The sequence below is a fragment of the uncultured Clostridium sp. genome (assembly GCF_963527835.1).
GTDB lineage: Bacteria > Bacillota > Clostridia > Clostridiales > Clostridiaceae > Clostridium.
In genome coordinates this window covers 23,530-50,066 of the sequence record NZ_CAURTC010000018.1, presented here as the reverse complement: position 1 = coordinate 50,066, position 26,537 = coordinate 23,530, and the positions used below count along the sequence as shown (strand labels likewise).

The 26,537-nt window shown below is 28.5% G+C and carries 24 protein-coding genes; 23 read left to right on the top strand and 1 reads right to left on the bottom strand.

Annotation, left to right across the window (positions count from 1 at the left end; genetic code table 11):
• Positions 1-67: 67 nt before the first annotated feature.
• The 19 genes from dnaK to ppdK all read left to right on the top strand — a co-directional run bounded on the left by dnaK (position 68) and on the right by ppdK (position 19,959).
• Positions 68-1,918, top strand: a complete 1,851-nt coding sequence (gene dnaK / locus RYM86_RS10215) for a molecular chaperone DnaK (protein ID WP_315080198.1) — start codon at positions 68-70, stop codon at positions 1,916-1,918.
• 103 nt (positions 1,919-2,021) lie between these two features.
• On the top strand, positions 2,022-3,143 hold the full coding sequence (gene dnaJ, locus RYM86_RS10210; protein WP_315080197.1) for a molecular chaperone DnaJ: 1,122 nt from the start codon (positions 2,022-2,024) through the stop codon (positions 3,141-3,143).
• A gap of 390 nt (positions 3,144-3,533) precedes the next feature.
• Complete coding sequence (gene trmB / locus RYM86_RS10205) at positions 3,534-4,193, top strand: tRNA (guanosine(46)-N7)-methyltransferase TrmB (protein WP_315080196.1); 660 nt, start codon at positions 3,534-3,536, stop codon at positions 4,191-4,193.
• A gap of 167 nt (positions 4,194-4,360) precedes the next feature.
• Positions 4,361-5,302, top strand: a complete 942-nt coding sequence (gene prmA / locus RYM86_RS10200; RefSeq protein ID WP_315080193.1) for a 50S ribosomal protein L11 methyltransferase — start codon at positions 4,361-4,363, stop codon at positions 5,300-5,302.
• Positions 5,303-5,381: 79 nt separating this feature from the next.
• Positions 5,382-6,146 carry a 16S rRNA (uracil(1498)-N(3))-methyltransferase gene (locus RYM86_RS10195; protein WP_315080191.1) on the top strand — a complete coding sequence of 255 codons (765 nt, stop codon included), beginning with the start codon at positions 5,382-5,384 and terminating at the stop codon, positions 6,144-6,146.
• Positions 6,146-7,450 (top strand): tRNA (N(6)-L-threonylcarbamoyladenosine(37)-C(2))-methylthiotransferase MtaB, encoded by a 1,305-nt coding sequence (gene mtaB / locus RYM86_RS10190; RefSeq protein WP_315080189.1) that lies wholly within the window; start codon positions 6,146-6,148, stop codon positions 7,448-7,450. The genes RYM86_RS10195 and mtaB overlap by 1 nt, the downstream gene beginning before the upstream one ends.
• Before the next feature lie 216 nt (positions 7,451-7,666).
• Positions 7,667-8,011: a histidine triad nucleotide-binding protein gene (locus RYM86_RS10185; RefSeq protein ID WP_315080186.1), complete on the top strand. Its 345-nt coding sequence runs from the start codon at positions 7,667-7,669 to the stop codon at positions 8,009-8,011.
• Positions 8,012-8,147: 136 nt separating this feature from the next.
• Complete coding sequence (rpsU, locus tag RYM86_RS10180; protein WP_003371500.1) at positions 8,148-8,324, top strand: 30S ribosomal protein S21; 177 nt, start codon at positions 8,148-8,150, stop codon at positions 8,322-8,324.
• A 29-nt stretch (positions 8,325-8,353) separates the two neighbouring features.
• The gene (locus RYM86_RS10175; RefSeq protein WP_315080182.1) at positions 8,354-8,803 is read left to right on the top strand and encodes a GatB/YqeY domain-containing protein; all 450 of its coding nucleotides are present in this window, start codon (positions 8,354-8,356) and stop codon (positions 8,801-8,803) included.
• Positions 8,804-9,055: 252 nt separating this feature from the next.
• Positions 9,056-9,334: a sporulation protein YqfC gene (gene yqfC / locus RYM86_RS10170; protein WP_315080181.1), complete on the top strand. Its 279-nt coding sequence runs from the start codon at positions 9,056-9,058 to the stop codon at positions 9,332-9,334.
• Positions 9,335-9,336: 2 nt separating this feature from the next.
• Complete coding sequence (yqfD, locus tag RYM86_RS10165) at positions 9,337-10,467, top strand: sporulation protein YqfD (RefSeq protein WP_315080179.1); 1,131 nt, start codon at positions 9,337-9,339, stop codon at positions 10,465-10,467.
• A 34-nt stretch (positions 10,468-10,501) separates the two neighbouring features.
• Positions 10,502-12,562, top strand: a complete 2,061-nt coding sequence (locus RYM86_RS10160) for an HDIG domain-containing metalloprotein (RefSeq protein WP_315080178.1) — start codon at positions 10,502-10,504, stop codon at positions 12,560-12,562.
• A gap of 12 nt (positions 12,563-12,574) precedes the next feature.
• On the top strand, positions 12,575-13,075 hold the full coding sequence (ybeY, locus tag RYM86_RS10155) for an rRNA maturation RNase YbeY (RefSeq protein WP_315080176.1): 501 nt from the start codon (positions 12,575-12,577) through the stop codon (positions 13,073-13,075).
• A gap of 24 nt (positions 13,076-13,099) precedes the next feature.
• Complete coding sequence (locus tag RYM86_RS10150) at positions 13,100-13,801, top strand: diacylglycerol kinase (RefSeq protein ID WP_315080175.1); 702 nt, start codon at positions 13,100-13,102, stop codon at positions 13,799-13,801.
• Positions 13,802-14,282: 481 nt separating this feature from the next.
• Positions 14,283-15,170, top strand: coding sequence for a GTPase Era (gene era / locus RYM86_RS10145; protein ID WP_012425102.1), 888 nt, complete (start codon positions 14,283-14,285; stop codon positions 15,168-15,170).
• Positions 15,171-15,194: 24 nt separating this feature from the next.
• On the top strand, positions 15,195-15,944 hold the full coding sequence (gene recO / locus RYM86_RS10140; RefSeq protein WP_315080174.1) for a DNA repair protein RecO: 750 nt from the start codon (positions 15,195-15,197) through the stop codon (positions 15,942-15,944).
• 6 nt (positions 15,945-15,950) lie between these two features.
• Entirely contained in the window at positions 15,951-16,568 is a 618-nt protein-coding gene (locus tag RYM86_RS10135; RefSeq protein ID WP_315080173.1) for a DUF4342 domain-containing protein, read from the top strand.
• Positions 16,569-16,610: 42 nt separating this feature from the next.
• Positions 16,611-17,243 (top strand): helix-turn-helix transcriptional regulator, encoded by a 633-nt coding sequence (locus RYM86_RS10130; RefSeq protein ID WP_315080171.1) that lies wholly within the window; start codon positions 16,611-16,613, stop codon positions 17,241-17,243.
• 88 nt (positions 17,244-17,331) lie between these two features.
• Positions 17,332-19,959, top strand: a complete 2,628-nt coding sequence (gene ppdK, locus RYM86_RS10125) for a pyruvate, phosphate dikinase (protein WP_315080169.1) — start codon at positions 17,332-17,334, stop codon at positions 19,957-19,959.
• Positions 19,960-20,134: 175 nt separating this feature from the next.
• On the opposite strand, the gene RYM86_RS10120 is transcribed toward ppdK, so the two are convergent.
• On the bottom strand, positions 20,135-21,202 hold the full coding sequence (locus RYM86_RS10120) for a CotS family spore coat protein (protein WP_315080168.1): 1,068 nt from the start codon (positions 21,200-21,202) through the stop codon (positions 20,135-20,137).
• Between the two features lie 187 nt (positions 21,203-21,389).
• On the opposite strand from RYM86_RS10120, the gene RYM86_RS10115 reads away from it, so the two are divergent.
• From RYM86_RS10115 to RYM86_RS10100, 4 genes are all read left to right on the top strand, one after another.
• Positions 21,390-22,418 carry a deoxyguanosinetriphosphate triphosphohydrolase gene (locus RYM86_RS10115; RefSeq protein WP_315080167.1) on the top strand — a complete coding sequence of 343 codons (1,029 nt, stop codon included), beginning with the start codon at positions 21,390-21,392 and terminating at the stop codon, positions 22,416-22,418.
• 248 nt (positions 22,419-22,666) lie between these two features.
• Complete coding sequence (gene dnaG / locus RYM86_RS10110; RefSeq protein WP_315080166.1) at positions 22,667-24,445, top strand: DNA primase; 1,779 nt, start codon at positions 22,667-22,669, stop codon at positions 24,443-24,445.
• A 5-nt stretch (positions 24,446-24,450) separates the two neighbouring features.
• Positions 24,451-25,575 carry an RNA polymerase sigma factor RpoD gene (gene rpoD, locus RYM86_RS10105; protein WP_315080164.1) on the top strand — a complete coding sequence of 375 codons (1,125 nt, stop codon included), beginning with the start codon at positions 24,451-24,453 and terminating at the stop codon, positions 25,573-25,575.
• A 92-nt stretch (positions 25,576-25,667) separates the two neighbouring features.
• Positions 25,668-26,354, top strand: a complete 687-nt coding sequence (locus RYM86_RS10100; protein WP_315080163.1) for a class I SAM-dependent methyltransferase — start codon at positions 25,668-25,670, stop codon at positions 26,352-26,354.
• The last annotated feature ends 183 nt before the right edge of the window (positions 26,355-26,537 follow it).

Sequence of the window (26,537 nt, the reverse complement as noted above, 5' to 3'; positions counted from 1 at the left end):
ATAAAAAGAGGCGAACATTTAAATAAAATATACAAATAAATTAAATCGAATTTAGGAGGAATATATTATGGGAAAAATAATAGGAATTGATTTAGGAACAACTAATTCATGTGTTGCAGTTATGGAAGGTGGAGAACCTGTTGTTATAACAAATTCAGAAGGAGCAAGAACTACTCCATCAGTAGTATCTTTTCAAGCTGGAGGAGAAAGACTAGTAGGTCAAGTCGCAAAAAGACAATCTATAACAAATCCAGATAAAACTATAATCTCAATAAAGAGACATATGGGAACTTCTTACAAAGTAGATATAGATGGTAAGAACTATTCACCACAAGAAATTTCAGCTATGGTACTTCAAAAAATAAAAGCTGATGCTGAAAGCTATTTAGGTGAAAGTGTAACACAAGCAGTTATTACAGTACCAGCTTACTTTAATGATAGTGAAAGACAAGCAACAAAAGATGCAGGTAAAATTGCTGGTTTAGAAGTATTAAGAATAATCAATGAACCAACAGCAGCAGCTTTAGCTTATGGATTAGATAAAATGGATTCAAATCATAAAATATTAGTTTATGATTTAGGTGGTGGTACTTTTGATGTATCTATCTTAGAATTAGGAGATGGAGTATTTGAAGTATTAGCTACTAATGGTGATACAAAACTTGGTGGAGATGATTTCGACCAAAAGGTTATGGATTATATAGCAGAAACATTTAAAGCAGAAAATGGAATTGATTTAAGACAAGATAAAATGGCTCTTCAAAGATTAAAAGAAGCAGCAGAAAAAGCAAAGATTGAATTATCTTCATCAATGCAAACAAACATCAATTTACCATTTATAACAGCTGATGCAACAGGTCCAAAACATATAGACCTAAACTTAACAAGAGCTAAATTCAATGAAATTACTAATGATTTAGTTCAAAGAAGTATTGAACCTATGAAGAAAGCATTAAGTGATGCTGCAATTTCTATAGATGAGATTGAAAAAATAATCTTAGTTGGTGGATCAACAAGAATACCTGCTGTTGTAGAAGCAGTTAAAAACTTTACAGGAAAAGATCCATCAAAGGGCGTTAATCCAGATGAATGTGTAGCAGTAGGAGCAGCAGTTCAAGCAGGAGTATTAACAGGAGAAGTTAAAGACGTATTATTATTAGACGTTACACCATTAACTTTAGGAATAGAAACAGCTGGTGGAATAGCAACTCCATTAATTGAAAGAAATACAACTATTCCAACTAAAAAGAGCCAAACATTCTCAACTGCAGCAGACAGTCAAACATCAGTTGAAATAAATGTAGTTCAAGGTGAAAGACAAATGGCTATGGATAATAAATCATTAGGAAGATTTACTTTATCAGGAATAGCTCCAGCACCAAGAGGAATTCCTCAAATCGAAGTTACTTTTGATATTGATGCTAATGGTATTGTTAAAGTATCAGCTTTAGATAAAGGAACAGGAAAAGAAGCTAATATAACTATTACTGCATCAACTAATTTAAATGATGAAGAAATAGATAAGGCTGTAAAAGAAGCAGAAAAATTTGCAGAAGAAGATAAGAAGAGAAAAGAAAAAGTAGAAACTTTAAATAATGCAGATCAATTAATCTACCAAACAGAAAAAGCTTTAACTGAACTTGGAGATAAAGTACCAGCAGAAGATAAAGCTAAAGTTACTGAAAAATTAGAAGCTCTTAAAGCTATAAAAGATGGAGAAGATTTAGAATCTATAAAGAAAGCTACAGAAGAATTAACTCAAGAATTCTATGCTGTATCTTCTAAAGTTTATGCAGCAGCAGGTGGAGATCCATCTCAAGCTGGCGGATTTGATCCAAATGCAGCAGGTGGAGCAGAGCAAGCACCACATGATGATAATGTTGTAGATGCTGATTTTAAAGTAGATGATGATAAATAATTTTACTATATTCTAGTTATCTAATATAATAATTCAGAGGGAAGGCAATGCTCGTCTTCCCTCTTTAAGGTAGAAAACAAAACTAGGTGGTGAACATTAATAAATGGCAAATAAAGATTATTATGAAGTTCTTGGACTTCAAAAAGGTGCAAGTGATGATGAAATAAAAAAAGCTTTTAGAAAATTAGCTATTAAATATCATCCCGATAAGAATAAAGGAAATGTAGAAGCAGAAGAAAAATTTAAAGAGATAAATGAAGCGTATCAAGTGCTTTCTGATCCAGAAAAAAAATCTAACTATGATCAATTTGGAAGTGCTGACTTTAATGGCGGTGGATTCGGATCAGGTGGATTTGGCGGCTTTGATATGGGAGGCTTTGGAGATATTTTTGATATGTTTACTGGTGGTGGTTCAAGTACACGTAGAAAAAATGGACCAGTTACAGGTAATGATATCGAATATACATTGACATTAACTTTTGAAGAAGCTGTTTTTGGTGTTGAAAAAGAAATTACAGTTAATAGAAGTGAAAGTTGTGAACATTGTAATGGTTCAGGTGCTGAACCTGGAACTTCTAAAAAAACTTGTCCAACTTGTAGTGGAACAGGTCAAGTAAGAGTGCAAAGACAAACTCCACTTGGTAGTTTTGTATCAACATCAACTTGTGATAGATGTAGTGGAACAGGAAATATAATTGAGAAACCTTGTACACATTGTAGAGGAAATGGCAATGTTAGAAAAACAAGAAAGATAAATGTAAACATTCCAGCTGGAGTTGATACTGGAAATGTTATGCCTCTTAGAGGACAAGGTGAACATGGATTGAGAGGGGGAAGTCCTGGAGATTTATATATTAGAATAAATGTAGCTCCATCAAAGGAATTCACAAGAAAAGGAAATGATATTTATATAGATACTCATATATCAATGGCTAAAGCAGCTCTTGGTACAGAAATTACAGTTAAAACAGTAGAAGGAAATGTAAAATATACTATTCCTGAAGGAACACAATCAGGAACACTGTTTAGATTAAAAGGTAAAGGTGTTGCTAGAGTTAATTCTACTGGAAAAGGTGATCAATATGTAAGAGTTATTGTTGATATACCAAAAGGATTAAATCAAAAGCAAAAAGAAGCTCTATATATGTTCATGGAATCTTGTGGAGAAGAAATGGATGAAAATACTCATAATTCTAAGAAAACATTTTTCGGAAGAAAAAAATAATTTTTAAATAAAAAATCGTTTCAAATTTTAATATAATTTGGAACGATTTTTTTGCATAATAAAGAGAAATATACATAAAAAGAAAAATTATAGAAAGGATGTATTGCCTAAAATTCATATATAAGGTTGTGGAAATTCATGTGATGTTCATGAAGTTGCTTTAATTGGATTTACAGGAAAGAGGAAGAGAGTAAATTATGCAACGGGAGAGTCCCAAATTTTATATAATTGCAATATATTTCGATATATGTATAATTATTATGAATGATAAAGTGAATTTTAATGCTAAAATAAGCAAAAGAATTCTTTTTTTATTAAGGAAATACATAGGTCTTATTTGTTTGATATTAAACTTATAAGATATTACATAAAAGATGGAGTGAATTAGCAATGAGAATGAGAAAAAAGCCATGGGCAAGACCAGAACTTGAAAGTTGTAACTTTTTTATTGTAAATCCTAAAGACAACAAAGGTAAGTGGAAGGAATCATTTAATAATGAAAATCCTATTTACTTAGAACTTGGATGCGGTAAAGGTGTGTTTGTAGCTGTACATGGTTCTGATAATGAAAATATTAATTATATTGCAATTGATATAAAAGATGAAGTTTTAGGTTTAGCTAAAAGAAATATAGAAAAAGCATATAATGATAAAAATAAAGAATTAAATAATATTAAATTGATGGCTCAAGAGATTGGTCTTATTAATGAAATGTTAGATGAAAATGATAATGTAAGTAGAATTTATATTAATTTTTGCAATCCTTGGCCTAAAGAGAAACATAAGAAGAGAAGATTAACACATACTAGACAATTAGCTCAATATAGAAACTTTTTAAAAGAGAATGGAGAGATTTGGTTTAAGACAGATGATGATGAATTATTTGAAGAATCTCTTGAATATTTTAAAGAAAGCAAGTTTAGAATTGAATATATAACTTATGATTTACATACTAGTGGCTTTGAAGGAAATGTTGAAACTGAACATGAAAGAATGTTTACTGAACAAGGAATAAAAACTAAGTTTTTAATAGCAATAAAAGAAGACTAAAAAATTAACATAATATCTATTATATGTTGTGTTTTAAAATTGTATTGATATTATAGTGCAAAGCTATTAGTCAAAGAAAGTTATTTTTACCAGATTGATATTTACTAATATATTAATGATTATTTAAAACATAGCTATTATTAAAATAAGTGTAGGAGTGATTTAACATGAACGGAGTATGGATAGAAGTTAGAGTAATAACAAGTTGCGAAGCAATAGAACCTGTATCAGGAATATTTTATGGACTAAACAGCCAAGGGGTTGCCGTAGAAGACCCAAACGATTTATTAACAAGAGATCAAGGACCATTAACTTGGGATTTCGCAGACATAAACGTATTAGAGCATAAAGGTGAATTTGCAGTAGTTAAAGCTTATTTCTCTGGAGATGATAATTTAGAGGAAATAGTTTCAATTACAAAGAAAAAAGTTAAAGAAATTCAAGATATGGGAATCGATATAGGAAAAGGTATAGTTGAATGTGACAAGATAAAAGAAGAAGATTGGGCAAACAACTGGAAGAAGTACTATAAGCCATCAAATATTACAGAAAGAATAGTTGTAAAACCTATGTGGGAAGAGTATGCACCTAAAGATGAAGAGTTAGTTATTGAATTAGACCCAGGAATGGCATTTGGTACAGGAACACATGAAACTACAAGAATGTGTGTTAAAGCGTTAGAAAAGTATGTAGAACATGATTCAACTGTTTTTGATGTTGGTTGTGGTTCTGGTATTTTAGCTATAGCTGCAGCAAAGCTTGGAGCAAAATTAGCTTTAGGAGTTGATTTAGATCCAGTAGCAGTTGAATCTGCTAAAGAAAATGTAGGATTAAATGATTTAGATAATATTGAAATATTAGAAGGAAATCTTCTTGATGTAATTGATGGAAAAGCTGATATAGTAGTAGCAAATATAATAGCAGAAATTATTTGTATATTAACAGATGATGTTAGTAAAGCTCTAAATAAAGGTGGATTATTTATTACTTCAGGAATAATACATGAAAGAGTAGATATGGTTACTTCAAAGCTTAATGAATGTGGATTTGAAGTTATGGAAGTAAACAAAGATGGGGAATGGAATTGTATAGTTGCTAAATTAAAATAATGTTTTTAACATTTATTAAAATAGAGCAAAGTAATTAAGCTAAAAATAATTTTGAATTTATTTAATGAAGGAGATTTTTATGCATAAGTTTTTTACTTCAGCATGCAATATCACAGAAAAAGAGGGAAAAATACTTGGTGATGATGTAAAACATATATACAAGGTTTTACGTTTAAATCAAGGTGAAAAAGTAGTTTTAAATAACTGTGAAGGTAAAGAATACTTAGGAGAAATTGAATCTGTTGGAAAACAAGAGGTAATAGTAAGCATATTAGAAGAATTAAGTACTAATAATGAAAGTAGAGTAAATATAACTTTATTTCAAGGATTACCTAAAGGACAAAAGATGGATTTGATAGTTCAAAAAGGAACGGAACTTGGTATAAAAGAATTTGTGCCTATAATAACAGATAGAGTAGATGTTAAATTAAAAGGCGAATTTAAAAAACTTGAAAGACTAAATAGAATTGCTTTAGAGGCAGCTAAGCAATCAAAAAGAAGTATTATACCAAACGTAAGAGAAGTTGTTGAATTTGACGAAGCTTTAAATGAACTGCAAAGGTCAGATCTAATTTTAGTCCCTTATGAAAACGCAGAAAATTTTGGTTTCAAAAGTCTTGTGAAAGAACTAAGTGATAAAAATGTAGATTTAAATTCTATAAAAAATATAGGAGTTGTAATAGGACCAGAAGGTGGATTTGAAGAAAGTGAAATTGAAACTTTAAAACACAAAGGTGCTTATATAATAACTTTAGGCAATAGAATTTTACGTACAGAAACAGCAGGATTTGTAGCTACTTCTTTAATACAATATGAATTAGCAGATTTAGGAGGAAATGTTTAATGAAAGTTGCATTTGCTACATTAGGGTGTAGAGTTAATCAATATGAAACTGAAGCAATGACAGAAAAGTTTATAAGAGAGGGTTACAGCGTTACTGACTTTGATGGCTTTGCTGATGTTTATGTTATAAATACATGTACAGTTACAAACATGGGCGATAAAAAATCAAGACAAATAATAAGCAAGGCTAGAAGAATTAATAGTGATGCTATAATTGCAGTGGTTGGATGTTATTCTCAAATAGCTCCAGAAGAAGTTTCTAAAATTGAAGGTGTAGATGTTGTTTTAGGAACAAGAAATAAAGGTGATATAGTATACTTTGTTAATAAAGCTAGAGATGAAAAATCAATACAAGTAAGTGTTAATGAAGTTCTTAGAAATAAAGAATTCGAAGAACTTAATATAGAAGAATATCAAGATAAAACTAGAGCGTTCTTAAAGATACAAGATGGGTGTAATAGATTTTGTACATTTTGTCTAATACCATATGCAAGAGGGGCTACTTGTTCTAAGAAACCAGAAAAGGTTCTTGAAGAAGTAAAGAAGTTAGCAGAGCATGGATTTAAAGAGGTTATTTTATCTGGGATACATACAGCTTCTTATGGCGTGGATTTAGGCACAGGAGTGACGCTAATAAGCTTACTTGAAGATATAGAGAAGATAGACGGAATAGATAGAGTTAGAATTGGTTCTATAGAACCAGCTTTCTTTACTGATGAAGTTATAAATAAAATAAAGAATATGAAAAAATTATGTCCTCATTTTCATTTATCACTTCAAAGTGGTTCTGATGCGACTTTAAAAAGAATGAATAGAAGGTATACAGCAGAGGAATATGCTAAAACAGTTCAAACATTAAGAGATAATATTGAAGATGTATCAATTACAACTGATTTAATAGTAGGTTTCCCAGGTGAAACTGAAGAAGAATTCAATGAAACATATGAATATTTAAAAAAATTGAAATTAACTAAAGTTCACTTATTTAAGTATAGTCCTAGAAAAGGAACTAAAGCAGCAGAAATGCCAAATCAAATAGATGGTACTATTAAAGATAAGAGAAGTAAAATATTATCAGAACTAAACAAAGAAAATGAAACAGAGTTTATTAAAAAATTACTAGGTAGAGATATGGGTGTTTTAATAGAAAGAGAATGTTCAAATAAGCCAGGCTTTTTTGAAGGATATACTAAGAATTATGTAAAAGCTGAAGTTTCTGGTGCAAATGAAGAAATCATAGGTAAAATTATGAATTGTAATATAGAAGATTACGAAGATAATTATATTGTTGGGAAAATAAAGTAGAAATTTGGTATAATAAATGTATGAAAATAAGAAAATATAATTAACTATAAAATTATATTTTTTAATAGGCTATGTTTTAAATATATATTGATATATACAACAGATGAAGTGGAGTTATAATTAGAGTTTTTGAATTCTGACCAGAACTTTATTTATGTATATATCGATATTGTATTAAAGCAGAACCTTTTGATAATATTTTTAGGAGGTGAATTTATGGGAGATTGTATATTTTGTAAAATTATAAAAGGTGATATTCCAAGCAAAAAGTTATACGAAGATGAACTTGTATATGCTTTTTATGATATAAATCCAGAAGCACCAGTTCATTTTTTAATTATTCCTAAAGAACATATAAAAAGTGTAAATGAGTTAAATGAAAAAAATATTAATGTAGTTTCACACCTCTTTAAAGTAATTAATAAACTAGTAGTAGAGCTTGGCATTGCTGAAAGTGGATATAGAATAGTGAATAATTGTGGAGAAGATGGTGGCCAAACGGTAAATCATATGCATTTTCACATTTTAGCTGGTAGAAACTTGCAATGGCCACCAGGTTAAAATTTACAATATAATTAGTCAGACATTTTATTCTAAGTTGTTGACATTAATCAGTGTAATATTGTATAATATACCGTGTGTTATAAAGCCCATAGCTGAGTTAATTAATTTAAGCTAGCGGAGGGAGGGATAGTAAATGTCAGAAATTAAAGTTGGAGAAAACGAGACACTTGAAAGTGCTTTAAGAAGATTTAAAAAGAAGTGTGCTAGAGCTGGGGTTCTTTCAGAAGTAAGAAAGAGAGAACATTATGAAAAGCCAAGCGTTAAGAAAAAGAAAAAATCAGAAGCTGCTAGAAAGAGAAAGTTTAAATAAAATGGTTTCTTTTGAAAGAAGGTATAACAATGCCAACAATTAAGGAAAAACTTCAAGAAGACTGGAAAGCCGCTTTAAAGGCTAAAGATAAATTTAGAGCTAATACAATTAGTACAGCTAAATCTGCTATATTATTAGTTGAAAAAACTGATAATGTTAAGCTTGAGGATGATGAAGTTATCAATATTTTAGCAAAAGAAGTTAAGCAAAGTAGAGAATCTATGCTTGAATTCGAAAAAGGAAATAGACAAGATTTAGTGGATCAGTGTAATGCTGAGCTAGAAATTTTGTTGGAATACCTTCCTCAGCAGTTAAGCGAAGAAGAAATAAAACAAATAGTAAAAGATTCAGCTGAAGAAATGGGTGCAAGTAGCATTAAAGATATGGGTAAAGTTATGTCGGCTATAAGACCTAAAATTGTAGGCAGAGCTGATGGTAAACTTGTAAGTCAGATTGTTAAAGAATATTTAAATAAATAATAAAAGAACTCTTTTTTTGAGTTCTTTTATTATTTATAAACTATACAAAAAATCCTTATGTTTAATATTTTGTTAAACATAAGGATTTTTTTGTTGTCTAAATAATTATGAGAAAATTCTCTAAGAATCTATATTATATTTACAAAACTATTTTACATATAAAGTTCAATTTATAGAAAATTTTAATGAATTAATTTAAATTTTTAATCATAGATTACAATAGCAGAGTATTTGGGTATAGAGGAGGAGAAGATGGAAGATAAGTTTCAAAGAGGAAGAGAAAAAGTACTTGATAAATTAGATTTTCCCACAGATGTTGTTTTAGATTTGCCAAAGATCATTGTTGTAGGAAATAAGGAAATAACCATTGAAAATCATAAGGGTATTATGGTTTTTGACAATAACATGATTAAGATAAACTCTAGAATTGGTGCAGTTATAGTAGAAGGTGAAAAATTTGAAATACTTTTTATAGGGGATAATACCATTACTATAAGTGGAATTTTTAGAGGAATATCTTATGAGGGATAATTATGATATTAGATAAGTTGAAAATAGGAAAAATAAAAATAGAAGTTAACAGTCTAATACCAGAAAAGATGTTGAACATACTTTGGCAAAGAGGAATAAATGTAAGTAAAATAGTTAAACTTAATATAACTACGGTAAGGTTTGAAATACCTTTTGATTCATATAAAGAAGTAGAAGAAGTAGTCAAAAAAACTAAAGGAAAAGTTAGAATTGTTGGGAAAAGTGGTATAATAGTTTTACTGTTATCAATAAAAAGAAAATTATCATTGTGTATTGGAGCAGCAGTATTTTTATTGGTTTTATACGTATTATCTAATTACATTTGGGCCATAGACATACAAACTAGAAATAATTTATCACCATTTGAAGTTAGGAAAGAACTTACATCTATAGGTATAAAACCAGGATTGAAGAAATCTGATATAAATGTATATAATATAGAAAAAAAGATGGAAGATTTAGATTCGGAAGTTATGTGGGTAAGGGCTAGAATAGAGGGGTCTACGTTAAGAGTAATTGTAGCAGAAAAGGTTAATCCACCAATTACAGAAAAAGTATTACCAGAACAAGTACTGGCTAAGATGGATGGAGAAATTAAAAGAGTATTTACTTTTTCAGGAAATCCATCAGTGAAACCTGGAGATATAGTAAAAACGGGTGATGTTTTAATTTTGCCAATACAAGGTAAGGAAGGCTTTGAAAAAGAGGTTAAGCCAAGTGGCAGTGTAATAGCTAACACTTTTTATGAAAAGTCAATGGAAATACAAACAAGTGGAGAAAAAGTCCAAAGAACTGGGGAAACGGATAGGGATATTTATTTGAATTTTGGGGATAAGAAAATTTATCTAAAAAAAGCTATAAATGATTTTAAATATTATGATAAAATAGAGGAAACCGGTGGTTTATTAAATCAAATAATATATTTTAGAAAAGAAGGAAAAAGTGTTAATTTAGATAAGGATAAAGTTGTAGAAGATACAGTAGAAAAATTAAGAAAATCGTTACAAAAGGACTTAACTAATGATGCTAAAATAATAGATAATAAAGTAGATATAGAAAATATTTCTGAAGATACCATATGTATAAAGGTGATTTTTACGGTTGAACAAGATATAGCTGAAAATATATCTTAATACTTTCAATGTTAGCGATGAGAAGGTGATTAACATGAAATCAAAAAATAATAAGAAACTAGAGAAGTTAAAGTTAAAAAAATCAAAGTATTTGGCTTTGTTTGGTACTGTATTTATTGTGTCATATATTTTGCTTTTAACAGCGATAGCACCGAAGCAGTTTAATTTACAAGAAGGGGACATAGCTAGGGTTGATATAAAAGCGCCAAGAGATACAATAGATCAAAAGGCAACAAAAGAAAAAGAAAGTGAAGCTATAGAAAAAGTTGATAAGCAGTACACAGTAAAAAATGAAGTTAAAGTTCAAGCAGAAGATAATATCAAGTCTTTATTTGATGAAGTATTAAACTTAAATGCAACAAATATGGATGAAGCAAGTAAAATAACTGAACTAAGAAAAATAACACAATTTAAATTAACAGATAATGAATATAAGGAGTTAATAAATACACCTAAAGAAACATTAATTGATTTAGAATGGAAAATAGTTAATGTAGTTGATGGTGTTTATAAGAAAGACATTCAAGAAAATAATGAAAGTTCACTTGAAAATGCAAAAAAAGAAGGAATAAATGCTATTGAAGAACTAAATATAGCAAGTCCGTTAAAAGAAATATTAGTTGATATAACGAAATCACAAATAAATCCAAATTTATTTTATGATAGTGAAAAAACTGAAGAAATGCAAAAAGAAGCTCAAAAAAGTACTTCTAAAGTTATAATAAAAAAAAATCAAATTATAATAAAAGAAGGAGAACCTGTAACAGCGGAACAAATCGCAATAATAAATGAATTAGGACTTCTTGATAATGGAATAAAGGGTAAATATATATATGTATATCTATCTTTAGCACTATTTTTATTTGTTATATTGTTTTTACAATATAGCTATATATATTTAAATTATAAGGATATATTTTTTAATGCTAAAAGATTAGTTCTTATTAGTTTAATTAATATACTTTCTCTTATCTTAGCAAGAAGTATTGGTGCTGTTTCAGCTTTTTTAATTCCATTTGCATTTGGATCAATGTTGCTCACACTACTTTTAAATTATAAAATATCAATTGTAATAAGTATTTTCAATTCAGTTATAATGAGTGCATTGGTTGAATTTGATCCACAAGTGATGTTGTTAGTATTTATAAATGCTATTTTAGGTGCTGTTATGTTAAAGAAAATGCAGCAAAGAAATGAGCTTATATATGCAACATTATATATATCAGTTGTTAGTGCCATACTAACATTATCTACAGGTGTAATTATATCTAGTAATTTAAAGGAAATTTTTATGGTAAGCTTATTCTCTATAATCGGAGGAGTATTATCAGGAATTTTTGCATTAGGGGTACTACCATTTTTAGAAGGGACATTTAATGAAGTTACTACGATTAAGTTATTAGAATTATCAAATCCTAATAATCCATTATTAAAAAAGTTACTTATGGAAGCACCAGGGACATATCATCATAGTATGTTAGTTTCAAATCTTGCAGAGATGGCAGCGGAAGAAGTAGGTGCAAATCCGGTAGTAGCTAGAATTGGAGCTTATTATCATGATGTAGGTAAAACTGAAAGACCTTATTTCTTTGGAGAAAATCAAATTGGTAGAGAAAATCCACATGATAAGATAAGTGCTAAACTTAGTACACACATTATAATATCACATGTTAAAGATGGATTAAGGTTAGCCAAAGAACATAATTTACCTCCTATAATTCAAGATATTATAGCAGAGCATCATGGAACTACCTTAGTGAAATATTTTTATTATACTATGAAAAATAATGCTGAAAATCCAGATGATATAAAAGAAAAAGATTATAGGTATTCAGGGCCTATTCCAAGCAGTAAAGAGGCCGGGATAGTAATGCTTGCAGATGGAACAGAAGCAGCAGTTAGATCAATAAAAGATCCTAACAAAGATAAAATAGAGGAAATGGTTAATAACATAATAAAGGATAAGTTAAATTCCAATCAATTAATTAATTGCGATTTAACACTTAAGGATATTGAAAAGATAAGATTATGCTTTTTAAATGCATTAAATGGTATATATCATCAAAGAATTGAATATCCAAAAGAAAAATTATAGGGAGTGTGCAAGATGATTTATGTTGATAATAGACAAGAAAAAATGGAAGTAAGTGATGAATTTACAAATCATCTAGAAAAAGTTATAGAATTTGCTTTGAAAGAAGAAGAAGTCAATATTTCAAGTGAAATATCTTTATTATTTGTTGATAATGAAGAAATCAGAGAAATTAACAATGAAACAAGAAATATAGATAGAGCTACAGACGTTTTATCTTTTCCTATGTTGGATTATCCAGAAAAGAAAGTCTTTAAAGAAGTTTATACAGAAAATGATTTTTCAGAAGCAGACTTTGATGGAGATGATTTAGTACTTGGAGACATTGTACTGTCTTTAGAGAGAACTTTAGAACAAAGTAAAGAGTATAATCATTCTTATGAAAGAGAAGCATCTTATTTAGTAGTACATTCCATATTACATCTTTTAGGATATGATCATATGGAAGAAGAGGATAAGGTGAAAATGAGAAAAAGAGAGGAAGAAATATTAACTGCACTTGATATAAGAAGATAGTAGAAAAGCAGGTGAAAAATAACGATGAAACTTAAAAAGGTTTTAGATAGTTTTAATAATGCTATAAATGGAATCATAGAAACAGTAAGAACAGAGCGTAATATGAAAATACATTTAATAGTAGCGTTGTTAATATTGATAGCATGTTTTTTCTTTGATGTAACAAAATATGAATTTCTTATATTAACCATAACAATTACTATGGTTATAAGTGCAGAAATAATTAATACAGCTATAGAAGCTGTGATAGATCTAAAAGCAAATTATTATCATCCATTAGCTAAGATAGCTAAAAATGCAGCTGCGGGAGCTGTTTTAGTTACTGCAATAAATGCTGTATTAGTAGGATATATAATATTTTGGGATAAATTATCGTATTTTTCATATAACTTAATTAATAAAGTGAAAAAATCAGAACCATACACAATTTTTATTGTGCTCGTAATAGTATGTATAGCTACAATCATAGTAAAAGCTATATTTGGAGAAGGAACGCCACTAAAAGGTGGAATGCCAAGTGGACATAGTGCGTTAGCCTTTTCAATTGCCACAGCAATTTCATTAATTACAGAAGAACCTATATGTGTTATGTTAAGTTATCTCATGGCTCTTATAACTGCTCAAAGTAGAGTTGACTCTGAAGTTCATACGATTATAGAAGTCATTGTAGGAGCGCTCTTTGGAATTTTGTTAACTATGTTTATATTTGTAGTATTTAGAATATAAATAATGAAATTAATGCCTAGAAAAGTATAGGGTTTGTTATAATTAATTATATGTTTATCTTGTTTTTAAGATAAATTTTTTCGAATAAATTAGTAAATGCTCGTAAAATATCATTTGAAAATTTTACGAGCATTTGTAATATAAAAAATATCTATATTTAGTTAAGAAGATTTTATGTTATATAGTATAAAAATTTTAATTATAATCATAGAAATAAGAATTAATGAGTTAGTAGTTGGGAAATATTGATTAATAATTTTTTATATAGAGTCTTATTAGCGAAAGGGTGTTAATTATTAATTATAATATACATAATAGAATAAATAGAGTATACTATTTGTAAACTATATTATGATTAGATAAGATATATTTGTTTTCTATGTAGGGAAATAAACTTTATCTAAAGATGAAATTAAATTTATAATTAACGTATAACTTAATTAGAGTATTTGAGTGTGATTAAGTTATAGAAGGAGGAAAAATGTTTAAATCAGGATTCGTTACAATAGTTGGTAGACCTAATGTAGGTAAATCAACTTTATTAAATTATATAATGGGGGAGAAACTATCAATAGTTTCTAATAAGCCTCAAACCACTAGAAATAATATTCAAACAATATTAACAGGTGAAGATTATCAAATCGTCTTTGTGGATACGCCAGGAATTCATAAGCCAAAACATAAGCTTGGAGAATATATGGTGAATTCTGCGAAGGATTCTACTAATGATGTTGATTTAGTTTTATTTTTAACTAATCCAGACGAAGAAATAGGTAAAGGAGATAAGTTTATCTTAGAGTCTTTAAAAGATAAAAAATGTCCTGTATACCTTGTTTTAAATAAGATAGATGAAAGCACGCCTGAAAGAGTAGCTAAAAGTTTAGAAATGTATTCAAGTGAATTTAACTTTAAAGAAATAGTTCCTATAGCTGCAATAAAAGGAAAAAATGTAGACACATTAGTTGACTTAATGAAAACTGAGTTACCAGAAGGTCCTAAATATTATCCGGAAGATATGATAACAGATGTTCCAGAAAGATTTGTTGTTTCTGAAATTGTAAGAGAAAAAGCTTTAAGATGTTTACGTGATGAAGTGCCTCATGGTATTGCTGTTGACATAATTCAAATGAAGCAAAGTGACAATGGAACATATCATATAGAAGTTGATTTAATTTGTGAAAAAGATTCCCATAAAGGAATAATAATAGGTAAAAACGGACAAATGCTTAAAAAAATAGGTGAAACTTCAAGATATGAGTTAGAAAGATTCTTAAGAACAAAAGTTAATGTTAAAATATGGGTTAAAGTAAGAAAAGAGTGGAGAGATAATCAAAATCTGTTAAAAGAATTAGGATATAAGAAAAAATAGATATATTTATTCTAAAATTAGGAGATGATCTTTCTGGCACTTTTTGAAAGTAAGGCTGTTATTATAAAATCACAGGATTTTAAAGAAAATGATAAATTAGTTTGGCTTTATACAGAAGAGTTGGGTAAGATTGCTGCTATAGCAAAAGGGGCAAAGAAAAGTAAAAATAAGTCTTTTTCTATTACTCTGCCTTTATGCTATGGTGAGTACATGTTATATAAAGGTAAAAATTTGTATACGATTCAAGAAGGGAAAATTATAAACTCTTTTCAAGGATTGTTAGAAAACTTAGATAAGCTTACTTACTCATCTTATTTATGTGAACTCATAGATATATGTACACCTGATGATGAAAAAAATAAACAGATTTTTATAGATTTAGTTACTACTTTTTATCTTTTAGATACAAATGCTTTAGAGTATGAACTATTAGTAAGAGCATTTGAATTGAAATTATTAAAAAACACGGGATATTCTTTAGAATTAGAGAATTGCTGTATGTGTAAAAAGAAAATTCCATCATCTAATTATATAAGTTTATCTAATTATGGTGGGGTATGTGATGAATGTCCTAAAGAATATGGATTATATATTTCAAAAGCTACTTATAATGCTTTGAAATTTTTATTAAAGATGAAAATAGATAAGGTATATAGGCTCAATTTAACTGATAAAATCAAAGAAGAATTAGAAAAAATAACAAGTTATTTAATATGTAATAACTATTCTAAAAAGCCTAAAAGCTTAGAAATGTTAAAATTTATTAAGGAGTGATAAATAATGACTAATATTACATTAGAAAAAGTAGATATGATAATAGAAAGAACAGGGGTTAGCTATGCAATAGCTAAACAAGCGTTAGAAGAATGTAATGGAGATGTTTTAGAAGCATTAATTTATTTAGAAGAAGCAAGTAACGATGAAGAAAATGTAGATTATAACATTTATGATGATAAAGAAGATAAACAAAATATGACTATAGAAGAATTAAAAAATTTTATTAAAGATTTAATTCATAAAGGGAATATAACAAGAATAAAGATTAAGAAGGAGGATACTGAATTAATAGATATTCCTGTAAATGCAGGAATAGCCGCTGGAGTTATTGCAGTATTAATTCCACCAATATTGGTAGCAAGTGTAATTGCAGCAGTTGCAACAAAAATAACAATAGAAATAACTAAAAAAGATGGTTCAGTCGAAGTTATAAATAAATATGTATATAAAGTTTCAAATGATGTGAAAGACAAAGCCGTTGATATTGCAGATAAAATGAAATCTAAAGTAGATGAAGTAAAGAATAAAGTAAAAACAAATAATGGTGAAGATAAATCAAAAGTATATACTGGAAATGAAACAGTTTATACGTATAAAGTTGATTTTGATGACCAAGATTAAAAGCTTAAGTAGTTCTTTTATTTCAGGGAAAGAGGGAGAATTTTGAAGTTATCAAATAGGCAAGAAGAAATAATTAAGTTAGTAAAAGAGCATCAACCAATCACAAGTGAGGCTTTAGCAGAAAAGTTAGGTTTAACAAGAGCTGCAATTAGAGCAGATTTATCAATACTTACAATGATAGGCATTTTAGATGCTAGACCTAAGGTAGGATATATATATTCAGGCAAATCTTCTAGTGGTATGTTACATGACTATATAACTGAAATTAAAGCTAATGCAATTATGTCTAAGCCAATTACAGTTAGTGAAGAAACTATGGTATATGATGCAATTGTATTCTTATTCCTTAATGATGTTGGTACATTATTTGTAGAAAATGAAGGTGTTTTAACTGGAGCTGTTTCAAGAAAGGATTTTCTTAAAATTGCTATAGGAGGAACAGATATTCATAAGGTACCGATTGGAGTAATAATGACTCGTATGCCAAACATTATATGTGGTAATAAAGATGATAATGCATATGATTTAGCTAAAAAAATAATAGAGCATGAAATTGATAGTATCCCCATTGTAGAATCGTTAGAAAAGATAGGTGATAAGGAACAATTTAAGATAATAGGAAAGGTTTCCAAGACTAATATTACAAAATTGTTTGTTAAATTAGGAAAACAATAATAATAAGGTTAATCAGTGCTAGCTACGAGATATTTTTTCTCGATAGTAAATATATGGTATAAAAATTTAAGAATGGGGGAGTATTGATATGACCAAAAAGTATGTTTATCTTTTCAATGAAGGAAATGCTTCAATGAGAAATTTACTAGGAGGTAAAGGTGCAAATTTAGCAGAAATGACTAATTTAGGCATTCCTGTACCTTATGGGTTCACAGTTACAACTGAAGCATGTAACAAGTACTATGAAGATGGTAAAGCCATTTCAGATGAAATTATAAATGAAATTTATAATAGTTTACAAAAACTTGAAAGTGTTAGTGGAAAAGAATTTGGAAGCAATGAAAATCCACTATTAGTATCAGTAAGATCTGGTGCAAGAACATCAATGCCAGGAATGATGGATACTATTTTAAATTTAGGATTAAATGATGAAGTAGTAGAAAGTATGGCTAAATTAACTAATAATCCTAGATTTGCTTATGATTCTTACAGAAGATTTGTTCAAATGTTTTCAGATGTTGTTATGGGTATAGAGAACAGATTATTTGAAAATAAAATTGAAGAAATTAAAGATAAAAAAGGGGTAGAATTTGATACTGATTTAGATGAGAATGATTTAAAAGTATTGGTATCTGAATTTAAAGCAATATATAAAAAGGAAAAAGGGGAAAATTTCCCACAAAATCCCAAAACTCAACTAATTGAAGCTATAACTGCAGTATTTAGATCATGGAATAATCCTAGAGCTATTGTTTATAGAAGACTTAATGATATTCCAGGTGAATGGGGTACAGCAGTAAATGTACAAGAAATGGTTTTTGGAAATAAGGGTGAAACATCTGGAACTGGTGTTGTTTTCTCAAGAAATCCAGCAACAGGTGAAAATGTTATATATGGTGAATACTTAATGAATGCGCAAGGCGAAGATGTTGTAGCAGGTATAAGAACACCACTTCCAATATCAAAATTAAAAGAACAAGATCCTAAAATTTATGATGAATTTGTTAATATTGTAAGTAAATTAGAAAATCATTATAAAGATATGCAAGATATGGAAATAACTATAGAAGAAGGAAAGTTATATTTCTTACAAACTAGAAATGGTAAGAGAACAGCTCAAGCAGCATTAAAAATAGCTGTTGATTTGTTTAATGATGGAATGATAACTAAAGAAGAGGCTGTATTAAAAGTTGAACCAAAACAATTAGACACGTTGCTTCATCCTACATTCTATACTGAGGCATTAAAACAAGCAAATCCTATTGCTAAAGGTTTACCAGCATCTCCAGGAGCAGCTTGTGGTAAGATTGCATTTACAGCTGAAGAAGCTAAGGATAGAGCAGCTTTAGATGAAGATGTTATTTTAGTAAGACTTGAAACATCTCCAGAAGATATAGAGGGCATGGTTGCAGCAAAAGGTATTCTAACAGTAAGAGGTGGAATGACTTCTCATGCAGCAGTAGTTGCTAGAGGAATGGGAACTTGCTGTGTAGCAGGTTGTGGAACTCTTAAAGTAGATGAAGTTAAGAGAACTCTTAAAGTTGGAGATAAAGTATATACAGCTGATGATTTTATTTCAATAGATGGTACATCAGGAAATGTATATGGAGAAAAAATTAAAACTGTTATACCTGAAATATCAGGTTATTTCGCAATATTTATGCGTTGGGCTGATGAAATAAGAAAATTAAAAATCAGAGCTAATGCAGATACTCCAAAGGATGCTAAACAAGCAGTTGAATTTGGTGCAGAAGGAATAGGACTTTGTAGAACTGAGCATATGTTCTTTGCAGAAGATAGAATAATGGCAGTAAGACAAATGATTACAGCTAAAGATGAAGAACAAAGAAGAGTTGCACTTGACAAGATATTGCCAATGCAAAGAGGAGATTTTATAGGTATATATGAAGCTTTAGAAGAAAGACCTGTTACTATAAGATTATTAGATCCACCTCTACATGAATTTTTGCCGAGTACAGATCAAGATATAAGAACGCTATCTAATGAAATTGGATTAACTTTTGAAGAGTTAAAGCTTACAGTTGATAATTTACATGAATTTAATCCAATGATGGGTCATAGAGGTTGTCGTCTTGCTGTATCATATCCAGAAATAGCAGAGATGCAAACAAGAGCTATTATAGAAGCTGCTATAGCGGTTAAAGCTAATAAAGGATATAATATTGTTCCAGAAATAATGATACCTTTAATAGGTGATTTGAAGGAATTAAAATATGTAAAAGACGTAATAAAAAATACAGCAGAATCAGTATTAAAAGAAAAGAATATTGATTTAGAATATAAAATAGGAACAATGATAGAAATACCAAGAGCAGCATTGACAGCTGATGAAATTGCTAAAGAAGCTGAATTCTTCTCATTTGGTACTAATGATTTAACTCAAATGACATTTGGATTCTCAAGAGATGATGCTTCTAAATTCCTAACAGATTATTATGATAAGAAGATATATGAGCAAGATCCATTTGCTAAGTTAGATAGAAGTGGTGTTGGAGCTTTAATTAAAATTGCAGTAGAAAAAGGTAGAGAAACAAGACCTGATATTAAATTAGGTATATGTGGAGAACATGGTGGAGATCCATCATCAATTGAATTCTGTCATGATATGGGAATTAATTATGTTTCTTGTTCACCTTTTAGAGTGCCACTTGCTAGACTTGCAGCAGCGCAAGCTCAAGTAAGAAATAGTAGGTAATAGCAGAAAATAAATTATATGTTAAATTAAAAGATAAAAAAGCACGTAATGGTAAATTCCATTGCGTGTTTTTTATTTTTTAAGAAATTATAAAATTTTTTAGTTTAAAGAGCTGATTAGATATAAGAAAATGATAGATTACTTTAATAATTTAAAACGTAAAGTATTCATTTTTTTATATCAAAAGTATATTAAATTCATTTTTTATATTCATAAGTAACTCTAATGCGAAGTTATACTGAGCAATACTCTTTGAAGTTGTGTTTTTTAAAAGTGTTAAAAAAGCCGTTTTGTTGCATTTGGATATATTCCTATAATAATCCCTTGAAATTCTCCAATATTTTTGAGGAAAACAAATATAAGCTAATAAATATCTTAAATCAGAAGGAGTTAATTTGAAAATTTCATTATAGGTTTTTATTATAGATAAAGCTAAATTAACATTCCAATTTGTATTTTCACGTTTAAGAAGTCTACGCATAAAATAAGCTAAATCTTTAGCACAATAATCTACCTTACATTTATCAAAATCTATTATGCAAGTTTCTAAATCTTTAGTGAAAATTATATTCTTATTTACATAATCACCATGACATAATGAAGTGCTTAGCTCTTTATTATCAATATTATAAGCTATATCTAAAGAGAGTTTTGCAAGATACAAATTAACATCAAAATTAGATATAAATTCTTTAGAAAAATCATCTTTATATTTGAAAGCTTGATTAGATATAGTTAATAATTGTTCAAAATGTTTTAAGGTTGATATGTAGTAATCATCAAGACCTACCTTATATGAACTTCCTAAAATTGGTTGGAAATCTTTTGAAATAAGATGCATATTAGCAAGCTTTTTTATAGAAAGTATAACGTGGTTTAGATCATCAAAATTACATTTCACACCATCTATCCAAGGTGTTAGTATAAATAGCATGTCTGAATAATATACAAATCTATTATTATCAATGGTAGGAATAAATTTTGAAACTTGTATACCATATCTGTAAACCCATTCATTAGCAGAATATACATATAGTAAATCAGGCAAATCATAATAAACTTTTTTTAAGCAATAGCATTTATTATTATCATTTACTTTATATACAGCTCTTTGTTTAGCCGTGTCTTTAAATTTAACTATGTCTACCTTAGCATTTTGTAAATTATAATGTTTTAAAACAGTGTTTTTTATTATATCAGGTGATAGATTTGATTTTTCTAATAAATTTAATTCTGGTTCCATAAAATACTTCTCCTTATAAATTTATTTATTATTATGATATTAATGGAAAACTATAAATATACATAAATAAAGGAAATAAAAAATTAAAGTATAACAATAATTAGTGAGGTTTTGGTAAATAATAATTTTATGAATTTATAAAGGATTTTAATGATATATATAGAATAGATAAGAAGAGGTGAAGTATATGAAGATAAGGGAAAAAATTGAGTATTTTGAAAACTTGACATTTATTAAAGAAGCCTCTTTTTCCTCTTGTTCTTTAGGAAGAGATAAAAAAGAAGAAGAGGATGATATTAGAACTTGTTATATGCTTGACAGAGATAGAATTATTCATAGTAAATCATTTAGAAGATTAAAACATAAAACTCAGGTATATATAAAAACATTTGGTGATCATTATAGAACCAGATTAACTCATACCTTAGAAGTTGCACAAGTAGCTAGGAACATAGGCGTTGGTATTGGCTTAAATGAAAATTTAATTGAAGCCATAGCGTTAGGACATGATTTAGGTCATGTTGCATTTGCACATAATGGAGAAGAGGTTCTGAATGAATATTTAAAAGAAGGTTTTAGGCATAATGAGCAAAGTGTTAGAGTTGTAAAAAAGTTAGAAAATAATGGAGAAGGACTTAATTTAAGTATAGAAGTTATTGATGGAATTTTAAATCATAGTGGATTTGGTGGTAAAAGTAATAAGTCATTAACATTAGAAGGAACTGTAGTAAAGTATAGTGATAAAATTGCTTACTTAAATCATGATATAGATGATTCTATAAGAGCTGGATTATTAAAAGAAAGTGATATTCCAAGTGACATAAAAAGATTACTAGGTAATTCTTCAAATGAGAGAATGGAAACATTAATTAAAAATTTTATAAAAACATCAAATAATAATATTGAAAATGGAATTAAAAAAGTTTCTTTAGATGAAGAAATTGAAGAAATTATGATTAAACTTAGAAAATTTATGTTTGAAAATATATATTTAGGAAATACATTAAAGAGAGAAAGAGATAAGGCGAAATTTATATTAAGGCAACTTTTAAATTATTATAGTAATAAACCAGAAGAAATGCCTGAATTATATAAGAATATAGTAGAAAAAGAAGGTCTAAAAAGAGGTGTTGCAGATTATATAGCTGGAATGAGTGATGATTATTGTTTATCTTTGTTTAATAGATTGTATGTTCCTAAATTAGTAATATATTAGCTGTTTAAATAAAGTTATAATGGTAAAGCTAGAACCAAGAATATTTAATGTATTCTTAGAGTATAAAATACCAATAAATTGGGCAAATAAATTTTGTAATGAAAAAAGAGGATTATAAGGTAAAAAAAAGAATTAGTAATTCAGTGGCATGATAAAAAAATTTTTTTGGATAAATAAGAAGGAAAAGTGATTATGATGTCGAATATTATATAATTGTTGAAAAATTAAGTAAGGAGGGAGATGTCTCCTTGCAAATTCCACAAGAAATTATCGAAAAAGTAAAAGAACAAACTGATATAGTGGATATTATATCAGAAAGTGTAAGATTAAAGAGAACTGGAAAAAATTATATAGGATTATGTCCGTTTCATAGTGATAAAACACCATCATTTAGTGTTTCACAAGAAAAACAAATATATAAGTGTTTTGCATGTGGAGAAGCTGGTAATGTTTTAACTTTTATTATGAAACAAAAAAATCTTACATTTGTAGAGGCTGTAAAGTATTTAGCTAATAAAGCTAATATTCCTATAAATCTACATTCTAATGAAACGCCTCAGTTTATTAAAAAGAGGGAGATATTATATAAAATTAATGTAGAAACTGGAAGATATTACTTTACTAATTTGCAAAAAATACATTTAGCAAAAGATTATTTTCTTAATAGAGGAATAAAGGAAGCAACTATAAAGAAGTTTGGTCTTGGATATTCTAAGAATAGTTGGAGAGATCTAATTACTTACTTAAGAGCCAGGGGATATAAAGATGACTTTTTAATAGAAGCAGGATTAGTTTCAAAAAATCAAGAAAAAGGAAATATATATGACAGATTTAGAAATCGAGTTATGTTTCCTGTTTTTGATGTAAAAGGTAGGGTCATTGGGTTTGGAGGAAGAGTATTAGATGATTCAAAACCTAAGTATTTAAATTCACCTGAAACTACAGTATTTCAAAAAGGAATTAATCTTTATGGGTTAAATTTTGCAGTGAAAAATAAGCTTAAAGAGGATTACATGATAATTGTTGAAGGGTATATGGATTTAATAACGCTTCATCAGTATGGGGTAACAAATGTTGTTGCGTCATTAGGAACTGCTCTAACTACCAATCAAGCTAAACTCTTAAAGCGATATACAAACAATGTTATTATATCATATGATGCAGATATTGCAGGGCAAACAGCTACTTTAAGAGGTCTTGAGATACTTAGAAATTCTGGATTTGAAGTTAAGGTACTTATAATTCCACAAGGAAAAGACCCAGACGAGTTTGTGAGAAGTAATGGAAAAGATGCTTTTTTAAAACTAGCAAGGGAAGCACTACCTTTAATTGAATACAGAATTAAAAGAATAGGAGAAGGCATAAATTTAAAGGATAGAAACAATTTAATTAAGTATGGAGAAAAAGTAGCGAAAATTTTAGCAGACTTAAATCCAGTAGAAAAAGATGTCTATATAAAGAAAATTTCAGAAGATACTGGTATAAAAGAACAGGCACTATATGATTTGCTTTCACAAGTAATGTCAAAAAACCAAAAAGAAGGCAATTATGTGAATAAAAAGGAAGATTTTGGAACAAAATTATATGTAGAGCCTGCATATTTAAAAGCAGAGAGAGCTTTACTTAAATTAATGTTAAACGAAGAAATTTATGACCAAATTAAAGATGGTATGAGCTCAGAGGATTTTATATTAGATTCTCATAAAAGAATATATTCTTTAATATTAGAATCTAAAAATAAAAGTTCTAATAACATAGAATCATATGTGGAAAATAGATGTGATGAAATTGAAAGTTCAAAAGAATGGATTGCAATAAAAGAACTTGAAATTCTAGACTTAAATAACAAAGATAAGTTAATTAATGATTATTTAAATGAAGTAAAATGTTTTAAACTACAGTTAGAAATCAATGATTTAAAAAATGAACAAAAAAGATTGGAAGATAAGGGAATGATTGAGGAGTCTATAAAGCTTGCAGTTAAGTTAACAAACTTAGAAATATTGAAAAAAAGAAAGAGAGGTTAATGGTCATGGCAGAAGGAGGTAAGGAAAGTATGGATCAAAAAGTTAAAAAGAAGGCCGAAAAAGGAAAAGAAGACAAAAATGCTAAAATGGCCATGGTAAAAGGTCTGATTGATAAAGGTAAGAAAAGTGGTTCTTTGACTTATAAGGAAATTATGGATGAAATAGATCATATAGATTTAAATCCAGAACAAATAGAAAAAATTTATGAAGTACTTGAAATGATGGGAATTGAAGTAATAGGTGGAGCAACTGATGCACCAGAAGTTGAAGAAGAGATAGATTTAACAGTCTTAGAAGGAATTGCAATAGATGATCCTGTTAGAATGTACTTGAAAGAAATAGGTAAGGTGCCTTTATTATCATCAGAACAAGAAATAGATTATGCTAAGAGAATTGAAGAGGGCGATCCAGTAGCTAAGAAGAAGCTTGCAGAAGCTAATCTAAGATTGGTAGTAAGTATAGCTAAAAGATATGTTGGTAGAGGTATGCTATTTTTAGACTTAATTCAAGAAGGAAATTTAGGTCTTATAAAAGCAGTAGAGAAATTTGACTATAGAAAGGGTTTTAAATTTTCTACTTATGCAACATGGTGGATTAGACAGGCAATAACTAGAGCTATTGCGGATCAAGCTAGAACTATTAGAATACCAGTTCATATGGTAGAAACTATCAACAAGTTAATAAGAGTTCAAAGACAATTATTACAAGAATTGGGTAGAGATCCTTTCCCAGAAGAAATTTCAAAGGTAATGGAATTGCCAGTAGATAAAGTACGTGAAATTCAAAAAATTGCGCAAGAACCAGTATCATTAGAAACACCTATTGGTGAAGAAGAAGATTCTCACTTAGGTGACTTTATACCAGATGATGAAGCTCCAGCTCCAGCAGAAGCAGCAGCATTTACAATGTTAAAAGAGCAATTAATAAATGTATTAGATACTTTAACTCCAAGAGAAGAAAAAGTTCTAAGATTAAGATTTGGATTAGATGATGGAAGAGCTAGAACACTTGAAGAAGTAGGAAAAGAGTTTAATGTAACAAGAGAAAGAATTAGACAAATTGAAGCTAAAGCATTAAGAAAGCTTAGACATCCATCAAGAAGCAAGAAATTAAAAGATTATCTAGATTAAAAAGCACCTTTACAGGTGCTCTTTTTTATAGTATAAAAAATTATAGAATTTTTTGAAATTAAAAAAATGATAAATAGAAGAGGAGATAAATTATGGATTTAAGCAAAAGATTAAATTGGATATTAGAATATGTTGATAAATGTGATGCTGTAATGGACGTAGGAACTGATCATGGATATATACCAATTTACTTAGTAAAAAATAAAATAGTAGAAAAAGCAATTGCTAGTGATATAAATAAAGATCCACTTAAAAAAGCAAAAATTAATGCTTCATTAGATGGAGTTATAGATAAAATAGATTTACGTTTAGGGGCAGGTCTTTCACCTTTAAAGAGGGATGAAGTACAAGGTGTGATAATAGCTGGAATGGGTGGAAATCTAATAAGGGATATGTTGGAAAAAGATATTAATAAAGTTAAAAAAATAGATTATTTAATTCTTCAACCAGCACAAAACCCTGAGGTTTTAAGAGAATACTTATATAACAGTAATTATGAGATTTTAAACGAAGACTTATGTTTTGATGAAGGACAATTTTATGAATTGTTTAAGGTAAGATATAAGATGGGAGAAAACACTAAATTAGATTCTATATTTTACGAGATAAGTCCAATAATGTTAAAAGACAATAATAAGTTAATAAAGGATTATATAAAGAGTAAAATTGAAAAATACAATAAAATTTTATGCTTTATAAAAGAAGAAACTGAATCTGCTAAATTAAGAAAAGAAGAATTACATAATAAAATAAAGATGTTAGAAGATTTTATTATGTAATGATAAAACATAAAAAAATAGCTACATGTTTTAATTAAAAGTTAATATTACAGTATAAATGAAGTTTCAAAGCTTCTCAAGTTGCTTTGAAAGAAAAAAATATTGGAGTATGTTATTAATAACGCATTGGTTAGAAATATAGGTGGCTCCAACTAGAGGACAAAGCTTATGGAAATAGGACGT